At 42.5% G+C, this 13,668-nt stretch carries 12 protein-coding genes; 9 read left to right on the top strand and 3 right to left on the bottom strand.

Annotated elements, in window-relative coordinates; genetic code table 11:
• Nucleotides 1-2: 2 nt before the first annotated feature.
• Nucleotides 3-1,391, bottom strand: a complete 1,389-nt coding sequence (locus BFS30_RS27170; RefSeq protein WP_069382174.1) for an MFS transporter — start codon at nt 1,389-1,391, stop codon at nt 3-5.
• 122 nt (nt 1,392-1,513) lie between these two features.
• Between BFS30_RS27170 and BFS30_RS27165 the strand changes: the two genes are divergently transcribed.
• Nucleotides 1,514-2,005: an Lrp/AsnC family transcriptional regulator gene (locus BFS30_RS27165; protein WP_069382173.1), complete on the top strand. Its 492-nt coding sequence runs from the start codon at nt 1,514-1,516 to the stop codon at nt 2,003-2,005.
• Here the strand turns inward: BFS30_RS27165 and BFS30_RS27160 are convergent.
• A complete protein-coding gene (locus tag BFS30_RS27160) occupies nt 2,002-2,346 on the bottom strand; it encodes a winged helix-turn-helix transcriptional regulator (protein WP_069382172.1) in 345 nt (114 codons plus the stop codon). The two genes, BFS30_RS27165 and BFS30_RS27160, sit on opposite strands and share 4 nt — an antisense overlap.
• Nucleotides 2,347-2,469: 123 nt before the next feature.
• Here BFS30_RS27160 and BFS30_RS27155 point away from each other — a divergent pair, with 123 nt between their 5' ends.
• The 3 genes from BFS30_RS27155 (at nt 2,470) to BFS30_RS27145 (ending at nt 5,106) form a co-directional block, all read left to right on the top strand.
• Complete coding sequence (locus BFS30_RS27155) at nt 2,470-2,988, top strand: DUF6022 family protein (protein WP_069382171.1); 519 nt, start codon at nt 2,470-2,472, stop codon at nt 2,986-2,988.
• A 125-nt stretch (nt 2,989-3,113) separates the two neighbouring features.
• The gene (locus tag BFS30_RS27150; RefSeq protein WP_208603015.1) at nt 3,114-3,842 is read left to right on the top strand and encodes a hypothetical protein; all 729 of its coding nucleotides are present in this window, start codon (nt 3,114-3,116) and stop codon (nt 3,840-3,842) included.
• A 103-nt stretch (nt 3,843-3,945) separates the two neighbouring features.
• Complete coding sequence (locus tag BFS30_RS27145) at nt 3,946-5,106, top strand: iron-containing alcohol dehydrogenase (RefSeq protein ID WP_069382169.1); 1,161 nt, start codon at nt 3,946-3,948, stop codon at nt 5,104-5,106.
• 42 nt (nt 5,107-5,148) lie between these two features.
• Here BFS30_RS27145 and BFS30_RS27140 read toward each other — a convergent pair whose 3' ends face one another.
• Nucleotides 5,149-6,576 carry an MFS transporter gene (locus tag BFS30_RS27140; protein ID WP_069382168.1) on the bottom strand — a complete coding sequence of 476 codons (1,428 nt, stop codon included), beginning with the start codon at nt 6,574-6,576 and terminating at the stop codon, nt 5,149-5,151.
• A gap of 153 nt (nt 6,577-6,729) precedes the next feature.
• Here BFS30_RS27140 and BFS30_RS27135 point away from each other — a divergent pair, with 153 nt between their 5' ends.
• The 5 genes from BFS30_RS27135 to BFS30_RS27115 all read left to right on the top strand — a co-directional run bounded on the left by BFS30_RS27135 (nt 6,730) and on the right by BFS30_RS27115 (nt 13,618).
• Nucleotides 6,730-7,413 (top strand): response regulator transcription factor, encoded by a 684-nt coding sequence (locus BFS30_RS27135; protein WP_069382167.1) that lies wholly within the window; start codon nt 6,730-6,732, stop codon nt 7,411-7,413.
• On the top strand, nt 7,355-8,800 hold the full coding sequence (locus BFS30_RS27130) for a HAMP domain-containing sensor histidine kinase (RefSeq protein ID WP_237028678.1): 1,446 nt from the start codon (nt 7,355-7,357) through the stop codon (nt 8,798-8,800). The genes BFS30_RS27135 and BFS30_RS27130 overlap by 59 nt, the downstream gene beginning before the upstream one ends.
• 204 nt (nt 8,801-9,004) lie before the next feature.
• Nucleotides 9,005-9,715 (top strand): MgtC/SapB family protein, encoded by a 711-nt coding sequence (locus BFS30_RS27125; protein WP_069382166.1) that lies wholly within the window; start codon nt 9,005-9,007, stop codon nt 9,713-9,715.
• On the top strand, nt 9,712-12,393 hold the full coding sequence (mgtA, locus tag BFS30_RS27120) for a magnesium-translocating P-type ATPase (protein WP_069382165.1): 2,682 nt from the start codon (nt 9,712-9,714) through the stop codon (nt 12,391-12,393). The genes BFS30_RS27125 and mgtA overlap by 4 nt, the downstream gene beginning before the upstream one ends.
• Nucleotides 12,394-12,511: 118 nt before the next feature.
• A complete protein-coding gene (locus BFS30_RS27115) occupies nt 12,512-13,618 on the top strand; it encodes an efflux RND transporter periplasmic adaptor subunit (RefSeq protein ID WP_069382164.1) in 1,107 nt (368 codons plus the stop codon).
• Nucleotides 13,619-13,668: the final 50 nt, after the last annotated feature.

Here is a 13,668-nt window from a genome sequence, read left to right as displayed (position 1 = left end):
TGTTATTCTCCGGCCAGAGACGGACGTTCCAGTGCGACATGTTTTTTTGTATAGGAAGCCAGCCAGGCTAACGCCGCAATCGCGTATATACAAAGCACAATAATAGACGAATTGCTGACCGAATTTCCGGGACCCTTAGCGATAATGAATAAAGAAAGAACAGATAGTCCTATTCCTCCTCCCAGAAAGTAAGAGGTGGTAGCTAAGCTGGATGCCAGGCCATAATGCTGTGGCGGAATCCCCTGTACAGAAATTACCGATAAGCTGGTATAACAAATGGTCATTCCCAATCCGGAAACACAAGCTGCAGAACAAAGCAATAAAATCAGGTTATGGTTCATCAATACAGAACCCAGCAGAAAACCTGCACCACCTACCATCAGAGACATTCCAAAGACACCCGTCTGCCAGACATTGAGCCTTTTCATGAGTGGTGGCAAAACAAATTTGGCGAAAAGTGCAGACAAAAGACTGAAAGGCACAAGGGTAATTCCTGCTTTTGCAGCTGTAAAATGCATGTCTTTCTGTAATAAAAGAGATAAAATAAACATATACCCAGTAAAGTATGCTCCAAGAAGCATAAACACCCCTATACCGGTCACTGTGGCTTTTGAGCGGAAAAGAGAACTATCTATTAAGGGTTCCTTTTGCCCTTTTAAGCGCTGTAGAATCACCCTGGTTCCGGCAATTACTGCAATTGTCAATGCCATCAACAGGAAGTAATGTTCCCGTATCCTGCCCAGCTCATGAACTCCATAGCTAAGCATCAATAAAACAAGGACCAATAAGAAACCGGAAATAAGATCAGGTCTTGGTTTGACTTTTCTTATCGGATCAGCAGTTAAATAATACCAGGAAAGGATAATAATTGCAGTTAAAACAGGGACATTGATGAAAAATACCCATTGCCAACCCCAAAAGGTGGTGATGATACCGCCCAGAGCTAAACCACTTCCCGATCCGATGGCGGCAAAAGAACTGAATATACCAATAGCCTTGGCACGTTCTCTGGGCTCAGTAAAAGTATGGGTGACGATAGAAAATGCAGATGGCATAATCAATGCAGCACCGATCCCCTGAGCTGCCCGGAAAAAAGCGAGCATTTCAAAAGAAGGAGCGAGCCCGGCCCCCAAAGACGTAAGCAGAAATATAACAGAACCTGCAATAAAAATGTTCTTTTTACCAATGAGGTCAGAAAGTTTTCCGCCAATGATTAGAAATCCGCCGTATAACAACACATAAAGCGTTTGTAACCACTGTACCTTATCACTGCTTAAGCCATAATCTGATTGTATAGATGGAATAGCCAGGTTGACAATGGCAATGTCGAGGGCTTCTACAAATATACCAACAGAGGCGATGGCAAGGATCAGGTTCTTTCTTTGAATCATAAAGTATAATTTTCTTACAAAGGTATGCGTGGTGAAACAGAGTAAAAATAAGTTCGTATTATTTAGAACAAATGATTAAATTTTGCTAAGTTCACAGAACAAAAGTTATTTTGGTCTTAAATATGGGAGCTCAAACAGAACAAGCCGGACACGCTCAGGTAACATTAGATGATAAAGACTATGAAATTTTGAAGCTGCTACAGGAAAATTCGAAGCTGACTATCCGTGAAATTGCTTCAAAAGTACACCTGAGTCCAACGCCAACCCATGAAAGGATCAAGCGTCTGGAAAGAGAGGGAGTAATCAGAAAATATGTAGCGCTACTGGATAACCGGAAAATCAATAAAGGAATTACAGTCATCGTTCAGATTTCACTCAAGGAGCACAATAAAAGAGCTGCGCAGGAATTTATAGATGCGGTATTGGAATTTAAGGAGGTCACTGAATGCTACAACATTTCCGGAGATTTCGATTTTATGCTCAAAATTGTGGTGGAAAGTATGGGAAGCTTTCATTATTTCTCCGTAAACAAGCTGAGCGAAATCTCAGGAATAGCACAAACCAAAAGCATATTTGTAATGGATACGATCAAAGAAACGCCGCTATTGCTTTAAGTATTTATTCCTTCCAGCTGCATCAGCGTCTGGCCATATTTATGGAGCTGATGAATCACCGGTAATGCTTGTACTCCTCTTTCGGTAAGCTGATAGTCTACTCTTGGAGGTTTCTCCCGGTAGGCAGTTCTGCTCAACATCCCCCTTTCTTCCAATTCCCGTAATTGGGTAATGAGCATCTTGTCTGAAATGTGTTTAATTCTTTCCTTTAGCTCCCCATATCTTAATGCCTGTGTTCCCAGACATAAAATAATTGGCATCTTCCAGACTCCTCCAATATGGGCCATGGCAAATTCAACCGGACTGTAATATATTTTGTTTTGATGGATGAAATCTTTCAAGTTGTAAAATTAATTATTTGTTTATCAGTTGTTTGTGTATTTTTTCTTTATAGAGGAAAAAGTATATAAAGGCAAAATAAGGAAAAAAACAGGGAGGTTTGTTCGGAAATAAACTTAAAAATTATGAATACAATCAATGCGGAAAGCTCTATTAGCTCCATTGCCATATTTATTCAGGAACATATGGAACAAAACTGGGATGTCATCCTGAGGAACCATCCCCTGAAGTTATTAAAGGCTTATGAGGAAATGTCTGAAGCGGCTTATGGGGTGTATTTTCAGCTCCTTCTGGAGCCTGTTGTTCAGAAACTCAGGAAGTCGGGTTTCCGTATGCGGCCAAGATTGCCTGGAAATTTAAACATTTCCAGAGAATGGGGGGAGGAGCATCATAGAGAACGCTGGATATGGACCGCTATAAAATATCCGGATGGGAGTGATTGCGGAACGATCGTAACGGTAATTTTTCATGACCATACGGAATTTAGAATACCGGAAATGCCCAGAGTGAGGGCGTTGAATGTAACCTCAAATCCAGAGGTAATCAAGGCGCTTTCCTTTATTTCACCCGAATTTACCATGGCAAAAGATACCCAAACGGAATATGCTGAGTATTTAAAAAACACCAGAGGAACCTCATTCTAAATCAGCTTCCTCTGACGTATCGTTTTCAAGGCTATGTTCCATGATTTTTTGTATACTTGTTCAAGAGTATATATGTAACAACTGGTCAGTAAATCAGTCTTATAGCTGAAACTAAAACCGATCTGATGATGAGATTATCAATTACTTTTTTACTGCTTTTGACAACGTTTTCTTTAAGTGCCCAGGATAAACTTGTTCCTTCACAAAAAAATGGCACTGAAAAATGGATTAAAAATGAACAGTTCCAAATGAAATGGTATGCTTTGAAAGATACTTCGAAATTTGAAATAGGAACGGTTACCAATAGAATTTTATTGGATAAAGAAAAGGTAATGGTCATTACAGAAGTTGGAATGAAGCAAATGCAGGGAACCTGGGTAGATACTACTGTTGCTTTTCGCAAAGATTTAAAACCGCTATATCATTCTTCTTTCAATCCACAACGCGATATGGTGCTTCGTTTTGGGGATACTGTAACCGGATTCTACAATGACAAAATTAAAAAGCTGAAAACTGATATCAATGAAGTTTCAAAAGCGGGTTATTTTGATGGAAATCTATATCCTACGTTGCTCAGGTGGTTGCCTTTAAAAGAAGGATATCAACAGGAAATCTCCATTTTTGAATATAATTCCGCAGGCAAAAGGGGAGTCATTAGTGCTTCAGTAAAGGAGGTAAAAAAAGGAACCTACCAAAGTCAGAAATCAGGATTAAGAAAAGTGTGGGTGTTGAGCGTCTCTGATGAGATTTCTGGAATGTTGAGCAATTATTATATCGATGAGCTGGATAGAAGGCTCTGGAAGCAGGAGCTGGAAGCCGGAACGAGAAAAATGCTGATGCAAAGAGTGGAGTAAGATGAATTTCGTTGGGTAATATGACATTCAGTAAGCAATAAAGCAGGTACATGCATTGGATTTATAATCTATGGATGATAATTTTACCTTTTAATCCTATAGCATGTTAAATTTTGAATTTAAAAACCCAACCAAAATCATTTTTGGAAAAGGGCAAATAGAAAAGATAAGTAAAGAAATTCCCCCAGGTGCAAAAGTACTGTTGGTTTACGGTGGAGGAAGCATTAAAAGCAATGGGGTATATGATCAGGTGATTAGTGCATTGAAAGGCTTTGAAGTGCTGGAGTTTGGCGGGGTGCCTGCAAATCCGGAATACGAAGTGTTAATGCAGGCTTTGAGAGTGATTAAAGAAGAAAATATCACTTATATGCTGGCAGTAGGAGGAGGCTCAGTTATTGATGGGGTAAAATTCCTGTCTGCTGCAGCAGTGTTTCCTGGTGAGCATCCATGGGATATCCTGTCAAAAAATATCAGAACGGAGTGGGGATTGCCCTTTGGTTCGGTGTTAACCTTGCCGGCAACAGGTTCAGAAATGAATTCTGGTGCAGTGATTACCCGGGCAGAGACTCAGGAGAAACTGGGTATGGGTGGTCCAGGGCTGTTTCCGGAGTTTTCAATCCTGGATCCTGAAGTCATTAAATCTATACCAAAACGGCAACTGGCAAATGGCATTACAGATGCCTTTACGCATGTGTTGGAGCAATACATGACCTATCCGGCAGGAGCACACCTGCAGGATCGTTTTTCAGAAAGCATCATGCAGACATTAATCGAAGTAGGACCAAAGGTGATTGCTAACCCCACTGATTATGAGGCTGCAGCTAATTTTATGTGGAGCTGTACCATGGCTTTGAATGGACTGATCCAAAAAGGAGTTCCTACAGACTGGGCAGTACATGCAATGGGACATGAACTGACTGCTTTATTTGGAATAGACCATGCCAGAACATTGGCGATTATTGCGCCGAGTCATTACCGCTATAATTTTGAAGCTAAAAAAGAAAAGCTGGCTCAGTATGGTCAGCGTGTATGGGGAGTGAATGAAGGTTCAATTGAGAAGATCGCTACTGTTGCAATTGCAAAAACAGAGGCTTTTTTTCATTCAATGGACATAAAAACAACCTTAGCGGAATATACCGATGACTATCAGGGGACCGCTGAAAAGATCTCTGAACGTTTTACGGAAAGAGGTTGGTTAGGATTGGGTGAGCATAAAACACTTTCTCCTTCAGACGTACAGAAAATCGTTGAAATGAGTTACTAAACCGTATTTTATAGATGGTTATATCAATTCCGGATGCTTAAATTAAGGTCCGGAATTGCTGTTTTTAAGGCTTTCTTTTAACAATTGAATCAGCCATGCACAAAGCGGCATCACTGCAAATAGGGAAAACAACCATACGGAAGACTGCTCAGCACCTTGAATACCTCCGGGTTTGATGATGCCTGCTGAATTGACCACTAATCCGGTTAATGCAGTGCCCACCGCGGTAGCCAGCAGTTGTACCGTGGTAATAGAGGCCGAGGCCCTCTCTTCCTCACCTTTGGCGCTGGAAGTCAATACCTGAGTCAGCAAATGAGGCCATCCCATCCCTACACCAATGCCAATCAGGAATAAACAAAGGCACATCAGGTAATAAAAGAGACCGCTGCTGCTCTGGCTTAATGGCGTCAGAACAGCGAAGCCGATTAACCCTGCAAGTACAGATAATGGGCCGCTATTCATCAGTAACTTTGCTTTTTCTTTCGAAACTCCTGAGAAAAATACAGAAGAAAAAGACCAGCCCAATGCAATGATTACGGTTAAATAACCTGATTTAAGCGGCGAAAATCCATGAACGATCTGCATGAAATAAGGAATGTAAATTTCTACTGCAGTGGCAATGGTCAGTAAGGCGATCACGGTATAAGTGGCACCTAAGGGATTTGACAATTGATAAGCTCCGGTGGGAAGAAGTCTGTTGCCTGACGTTGCTTCCATCTTTAACAAGCATAAAAAAAGAACAATGGCCAAACTCATACTACCAATATTAACAGCTAAAAGGTCTGTAATACTTCCTGCTGAAATGGCTAATGTGGCCAGTGTAAGCAATAATAATTGCGTAAACGGAACCTTTTGCTGATCTGAAGATTCAGACGTCTTTTTTGGTAAAATATTTTCGGTAATCAGCAACAGAGAAACAGCAATCACCACCAGAGTGATAAATGCAATCCTCCAATGACCGTATTGGGCAAACATTCCTCCGACAAAAGGACCTGAAAAAGCAGATATGCCCCACATTGCAGAGACCAATGCCATTGCTCTTGGCCAGAGCGCTTCCTCAAAAACAATTCTGATCATGGCATAGGAGAGGGCAAATAATAACCCTCCTCCAAGTCCCTGAATGAATCGGCCAAGGAGCAGTAATCCCATGTTTGGTGCGGTAGCGCTGACTATTGATCCGGCTGCAAAGAGCAATGCGGCAATCCGATAGGCTAACCTGGGGCCTCTTTTTGAAAGGTGAAGGGAAGAGAAAACTGATCCCATGATGGCTGCTACGACATAGATCGTGGTGGCCCAGGAGTAAAAAGATAAACCTCCGATGTCCCGCGTAATCGAAGGCATGATTGTAGTTGCCAGGTAGACATCTGTAGCGTGGAGCATCACTCCTCCTGCTAAAGCAATTGACCTGAGCCCATTTTTTCCGGATAATAAATCGCTCCAGCCAATGGCTGATGTTTGATTCGTGATCATAAAGTATAGTTATACTGCAAAAATACCACAGTTAAGCAATAAAACAAGTTTTACCTTGTTTTATTGCTTAACTGTGAAGCTGTTTTCTCTTCAAATGGGGTAATCCGAAATAATTCTGGATATTTGCCAGCACAAGCCGTTTAAATTATAAGTATGAAGCTGTTATTGGTTGAAGACGATCTTCGCGTTTCCGAACTCCTAAAAAGAGGACTGGAGGAACAGGGCTTCCTGGTTACCCTGGCTTATGATGGGCTGATGGGAAAGAAACTAATGACCTCCAATTCTTATGACCTGATCATTACGGACATTGTTCTTCCACAGATGAACGGAATTGAACTGTGTAAAGAAATCAGAATGATCTGGCCGGAAATCCCAATCCTAATGCTCACTGCTCTTGGGACTACGGATGATAAAATTGAAGGATTTGATGCAGGTGCTGATGATTATCTTGTGAAACCATTTGACTTCAGGGAACTTCATGCCAGAATAAAAGCCCTTCTGAACCGCTCAGCAGGGACTTTGCAAAGCCCGTTGATGAATGTATTGAAATATGCGGACCTGGAAATGAACCTGCAAACAAAGGTCGTGAGCCGGATGGGGGCAGAGATCAGCCTGACCCCAAAAGAATTTAAGCTGCTGGAATACATGCTGCGCAATAAAGAACGGATGCTAACCCGAACGGAGATCGCAGAAAAAGTATGGGATACCCATTTTGATACAGGAACGAACTTTATCGATGTTTATATGAACTATCTTAGAAAGAAGATTGATAAGAATTTTGAAAATAAACTCATCCATACCAAAACCGGAATGGGCTTTATCTTTAAAGAAAACTGATCTTTTAACCTGGAACATTGTGAAAATCCGTCATAAACTGAGCCTTTTATTTACCCTGCTTTTTGCAGTGCTCATTTGTGGATTTGCCTTTTTTATCTATTTCTCCTCAGCTGAAAACCGGGAGGAAGAGTATTATAAGCGGTTGAGGCAATTGGCCATCACAAAAACAAATTTATTGCTGGATGCTAAGGTAGCACCTGATGTTTTACAACTGATCTATAAGAACTCTCCCAGTTCCTTATTTCAGGAGGAAGTAGCCGTTTATGATACCGCTTTTCATTTATTGTATCATGATGCGGTGAATATTGATAAGATCAAAGAAACCAAAGCAATGATTGGAGAGATTGTCCGCAAGGGGGAAATTCAGTTCAACCAGGGGCAACTGCAGGCAGTCGGTTTTTTGTACCGGTATAAAGGGACGGACTACGTAATTACCGCCGCAGCAAAAGATGAATATGGACTGTTAAAACTGAATAATCTTCGTTTTATCCTGATTTTATCTGCTTTGGGATCTGTGCTGCTGACTGTTTTTGCGGGTTATTTTTTTGCCAGACATGCCCTGAAACAGGTGGCAGAAATGGTGGATGAAGTAGAAGAAATTACCGCTAAAAGTCTCGACCGGCGACTTAAAGTCGAGAATAGTAATGATGAAGTAGGGGAGCTTGCCACTACCTTCAACCTGATGCTGGATAGAATTGAAAACTCTTTTGATGCACAGAAAGAATTTGTTTCCCATATTTCTCATGAGCTGAGAACGCCTTTGGCAACGGTGATTGCAGAACTGGAAATCTCTCAAAATAAAGAACGTAGTACAGAGGAATATAAAAAAGCAATCGAACTGGCTTTAACTGATGCCCGGAAGTTGGCCCGCCTGAGCACAAGCCTGCTGAACCTGGCCAATGCAAGTTATGATCAGGCAGAGATCAGCTTTAAAGAAATCCGCCTGGATGAGGTGTTGCTGGATGCCAGAACTGAAGTCATGCACAATCAGCAAGGGTATCATGTGAACATTATCTTTGATCAGGAAGCAGAAGATGATGATTTTATCTCCATTCAGGGGAATGAACACCTGTTAAAAGTTGCTTTTATCAACCTGATGGAGAACAATTGTAAGTTTTCTGAAAACCGGGAATCAGTAGTTTCCATTTCCTATTACAAAGAAAAAACAATTCTCCGCTTCTCTGATCAGGGGATAGGAATTGCAGAAAAAGACATCGAGAACCTTTTTAAACCCTTTTATCGTGGAAATAATAAGGGGTATGCGGAAGGAAATGGTATCGGCCTGGCCCTGACCAAAAAGATCATCGCCCTGCATAACGGAGAAATCCTGGTCACCTCCAAACTAAATGAAGGAACGACTTTTATCCTTATCCTAAACCACGTTTAGTAAAATCCTCCTTTTTCTAATGACTTTCTAATGTGTTTCTAATGGTCCCCTAACGGCGATCCGGCAGCGCCTGCCTTACTTTTGCGTCACAATAAAAAACAAACCCTATGGATAAGCCTCCGTGTGATCAGCCATTATTTTTTTAACCCCCCTTCTCAGAAATAGCACTTTGTTGCTGTCCCTGAAAAGGACAACAACAAAGCTATGTTAACTACATTAGACTTCACTACCCGTCTTTTAATGGCGCTTGCTTTAGGCGCAGGTATCGGAATAGAACGCCAGTGGCGTCAGCGGATCGCAGGATTACGCACCAATACACTGGTGTCCTTAGGTGCTGCAATTTTCATTACCCTCGCCGTAAAGATCGGAGGAGATGCAAGCGGAAGAGTGGCCTCATACATCGTCAGCGGAATCGGATTCCTTGGTGCAGGAGTCATCATGAAAGATGGAATGAATGTGCGGGGCCTCAATACCGCAGCTACCCTCTGGTGTTCTGCAGCAATTGGTGCACTATGTGGAATGGGATTTATTCCGGAAGCCTCCATTGGAGCTGGCTTCATTGTGATGGCACACCTGATGTTACGCCCATTGGGTATCAAACTGGGAAATATGTCGGTTTTTGAGAAAAGCGAATCCGCTGAAACGGAATACCTGATCGCTATCAAATGCAAAGAACCCGTAGAAAATCACATCCGTGTCCTCTTGCTGCAACATTTGGGGAACCATGATAAGTTAATGCTCAGGTCCCTGACAAGCAGCGACAACGGGGATCCGGCAAATGCGATCATCACTGCCGAAATCATTGCTGCGGGCAATCAGGACGAGTTAATGGAGAAAATGGTCAGCAGGTTAACGATCGAGAGCGAGGTAATGAGGGTAAGCTGGGAATTAACAGGACAACAATCAGAGTTATGAAAACACTAAAAATTAACCATCAGAAAGCGGTCTCAGGCTTCGACGATGTAGCAGTGACCAAATTAAGAAATGCCTCCAGGGGAGATCAGGATTACTTTTATGCGATGCTGACCAGCAGCAAAGAAGGATTGGGGCCTTCCAATGTCTCTGACAAGAGAAAAACCTTTGGGTTAAATGAAATTGAACATGAAAAAGCTCCGGCCTGGTATGTTCAGCTATTTCAGGCGTTTTTAAACCCTTTTATCGGAGTGTTGGTGTCTTTGGCTGTAATTTCCTTTATAATGGATGTATGGCTCGCTAAAGCGCATGAGCGGGATTATAAAACGGTTATTGTTGTAGGGGTAATGGTGATTGTGAGTTCTTTGCTGCGTTTCTGGCAGGAATACAGCAGTAACCGGGCAGCAGAGCAATTGAAGAGCATGGTGAAAACCACGGTCACCGTGCTTCGTAAAAGGGGTAAAAAGGAAATCGACATTAAAAACATTGTTCCCGGTGATGTTATTTTTTTAAGTGCCGGAGATATGATTCCTGCAGATATCCGGATCATTCAGTCGAAAGACCTGTTTGTGAGTCAGGCCATGCTTACCGGAGAATCTCTGCCATTGGAAAAGAATTCGGAACCGATTCCCGATGCCGATCATAAATCGCCGCTGGAGCTGGATAACATCTGTTTCATGGGGACAAATGTGGTGAGTGGAACAGCAATGGCCATTGTGGTCACTACCGGAAACCTGACCTATTTCGGCTCTATCGGAAAGGCGATTATCGGAAAACGGGCAGAAACGAGCTTTGACAAGGGAGTGAATAAGGTGAGCTGGTTGCTGATTCGCTTCATGATGGTGATGGTACCACTCATTTTCCTGGTTAACGGCTTAACCAAAGGTGACTGGTTTGAAGCTTTGTTATTTGGAATTGCCGTTGCCGTAGGGCTTACTCCCGAAATGCTGCCGATGATTGTAACCGCAAATCTGGCCAAAGGGGCAAAGAATATGAGCAAACGTAAAGTCATTGTGAAACGCCTGAATGCGATTCAGAATATTGGCGCCATGGATGTGCTTTGTACTGATAAAACAGGGACATTGACCATGGATAAAATCATCCTGGAAAGGCACCTGAACGTATTTGGCGATGAAGATGATGAAGTATTGAAATGGGCTTATTTCAACAGCTTCCATCAAACCGGATTGAAAAATCTACTAGATCTGGCGGTCCTGGAGCATGTGGAACTGCATGATTACCTGAAGGTTGAAGAGGATTATGTAAAAGTAGATGAAATTCCCTTTGATTTTCAGCGCAGACGCATGAGTGTTATCCTGGAACAGAAAAACGGAAAGCAGTTGTTGATCTGTAAAGGAGCGGTAGAGGAAATGCTGGACCTGTGTTCCCATGCTTTTGATCCGGGGGAAGACCGGCAGCTCCATATTGAAAAAGATGGGATTGTGCCTATGGATGAAGCCATGCGCAATACGGTGCTCCGCATTTCCAGGAAGCTCAATGCAGATGGACTCAGGGTGTTGCTCGTGGCCATCAAAGAACATGGGGAATGTCCGGTAAATTACACGGTTGCCGATGAGAACAAAATGATCTTAACAGGTTTTATCGGCTTTCTTGATCCCGCTAAACCCTCTGCAAAGCCTGCAATCGAAGGTTTACAGAAGTTGGGGATCAGTGTAAAGGTACTGACCGGCGACAATGATGTGGTGACCCGAAAAATCTGTAGGGAGGTTGGTATTCCTTTTCAACAGGTTTTACTGGGCAATGAAGTGGAGCAAATGGGGGATGAGCAGCTCTCTGCGCAATTGGGGGAGACGAGCATCTTTGCCAAGCTTAGTCCGATTCAAAAATCGAGAATTGTAAAGCTGTTGCAAGCCAAAGGCCATACGGTTGGCTTTATGGGGGATGGAATCAATGATGCAGCTGCATTGAGAGATGCTGATGTAGGGATTTCTGTGGATACAGCGGTAGACATTGCCAAAGAAAGTGCGGATATCATTTTGCTGGAAAAGGACCTGATGGTACTTAGAAAAGGAGTGATCTATGGACGCAGAACATTTGGAAACATCATCAAATACATCAAAATGACCGCCAGCAGTAATTTTGGAAACATGTTTAGCATGCTTGGTGCAAGCGCATTTCTGCCTTTTCTGCCCATGCTACCTATCCATTTGCTCATTCAGAACCTCTTGTACGACATTTCTCAAATCTCCATTCCCTGGGACAGGATGGATGAAGATTTCCTCGAGAAACCGCAAAGATGGGATGCCGGTGGGATCAGCCGTTTTATGATGTACATCGGTCCGATTAGCTCAATTTTTGATTATGCAACTTTTGCCCTGATGTTCTTTGTTTTTAAAGCGAATGCGCCGGAGCACCAGGCCTTATTTCAAACGGGTTGGTTTGTCGAAGGACTCTTATCGCAGACCCTGATTGTGCACATGATCCGGACCCGCAAAATTCCATTTATCCAAAGTTGGGCAACAACTCCGGTAGTGGCTTTGACTACCCTGGTGATGTTAATCGGGATCGCCATTCCCTTCAGTCCTTTTGCCGGAATATTGAAGTTACGAGCCCTGCCGCTCAGCTATTTTCCATGGCTCATCGGGATCCTTACTGGCTATTGTTTGTTGACTCAATATGTGAAAACTGTATTCATTAAAAAGTTTAATCAATGGTTGTAAGTATTTGAATAAAAAATAGTTAAAAATTGTTAAAATTGAGAGTTTAGTCCTTGTAAACAAAGAAATCTGAGATTTTGCGCTGAGAATTCTCTCTTTCAAACGTAAAAAAACAACACAAATGAAATACATTTTTCTAAGGGGCAGTTTCGTACTGTTCATGGCTTCCTGTGCCCCAAAAAAAGACAAAGAACAAACAGCAAATTATCACCTGTCCGGTGATACGGTAGTCATTGCTGCAAATTCAAATCTGCAGCATAAAATAAAAGTGGATACCGTTGCTGAGATCCCTTATCGCATGAGGCTCAGCAGTGCCGGGACGGTAAAAGCGATTCCAAACTTCTATGCGGACATCGCTCCGCCATTTTCAGGGAGGGTATTGAAGGTGTTTTTGAAGCTGGGAATGAAGGTGGATCCCGGCACCCCGCTTTTCGAAATGGTATCCGCGGAATTTATAGAAACCCAGAAGAATTTTTTCGCTGCAAAATCCGAATTAAAGATGGCGGGATTAAATTTAAAACGTCAGCAGGACCTCAAAAAAAACGAAGTGGGTTCATCTAAAGATTTAGAAGAGGCAGAGGTAGCTTATGAGCTGATTTTAAAAGAGTATGAGAATTTAAAAGCAGCGCTTAAAATCTATCAGACAGACCCGGAGAAAATGGTTTTAGGGCAACCACTGATCGTCCGATCCCCCATCAAAGGTGAGGTGATTCAGAATGAACTGGTGACCGGCCATTACCTGAAAAGTGATGAAGTTCCACACGCTAAAATCGCAGAATTGAATAAAGTCTGGATCGCAGGACAGGTGAAGGAAAAGGACATCCGTTTTATCCGTCAGGGAGATGATACGACCATAGAAATCGCAGCTTATCCGGGACGTAAAATTACGGGTAAAGTATACCATGTTGATGAACTGGTGGATGAAGAAACCAGGAGTGTAAAGGTCCTGATCGAATGTGAAAACAAGGATTATACCCTTAAACCAGGAATGTATGTGACCGTCACCTTTAAAGACAGCCCTCAGAATACGGCTGTTGTTCCTGTCAAATCGGTCTTGCAGATGAATGACAGCAGCTTTGTCTTTCTACAAACTACTCCAGGAAGCTTTGTTCGACGGAAGGTGCAGACAGCAGCTACTGATGAAGGGAGAATGGTGATCCTTTCCGGGCTAAAACCAGGAGAAACGATTGTGTCTGAAGGCGGTTTTTACCTGCTGGAAGCAAAATAACCCTGTTGAAAGCAAATTAACAAAGACCTTAAATCATTACACGTACAAAA

The sequence above is a fragment of the Pedobacter steynii genome, from assembly GCF_001721645.1.
GTDB classification, from domain to species: domain Bacteria; phylum Bacteroidota; class Bacteroidia; order Sphingobacteriales; family Sphingobacteriaceae; genus Pedobacter; species Pedobacter steynii_A.
This window is presented reverse-complemented; position numbering and strand designations above follow the sequence as displayed.